This window comes from Vibrio sp. 1078-1 (assembly GCF_033340475.1).
The window spans coordinates 1-521 of the sequence record NZ_JAWOWM010000886.1 but is presented as its reverse complement, the minus strand read 5'-3'; the positions used below and the strand labels follow the sequence as shown (position 1 = coordinate 521).

Annotated in this window: 1 protein-coding gene; it reads left to right on the top strand. The window is 40.3% G+C overall.

The genetic code is table 11. The annotated features are described in order from the left end of the window. Positions 1–486: NAD-dependent epimerase/dehydratase family protein (locus tag R7190_RS30640; protein ID WP_318138311.1), on the top strand; the 486-nt coding region annotated here is incomplete at its 5' end. Positions 487–521 lie beyond the last annotated feature (35 nt).

Genomic DNA, 521 nt, shown 5'->3' with positions numbered 1-521 from the left:
CCTACGACAGGGTTACGTTTCTTTACTGTTTATGGTCCATGGGGCCGTCCAGATATGGCACTGCTCAAGTTCACTCATAAAATTGTCAACGGAGAAACCATCGATATTTATAACAACGGTGATATGCGCCGTGATTTCACTTATATCGATGACATCGTAGAGGGTATTATCCGTATCCAAAATGTTCTACCTGAAAAGAATGCTGATTGGACTGCAGAAAACGGGTCATCCGCAACCAGTTCTGCACCATACCGTGTGTATAACATTGGAAATGGTCAACCGGTGAAACTGATGGATTACATTCACGCACTGGAAGAGTCGTTAGGTATAGAAGCGAAGAAAAACTTTATGCCTATGCAGCCTGGTGATGTATATCAGACTTTTTCAGATACAAAAGCATTGTATGAAGCTACTGGGTATAAGCCTGAAGTTGATGTGCGAGAAGGTGTTGATGCATTTGTAACTTGGTACAAAGAGTTTTATTAAAGCGTAGCCATAGAACTATATAATGTTTATTTTAA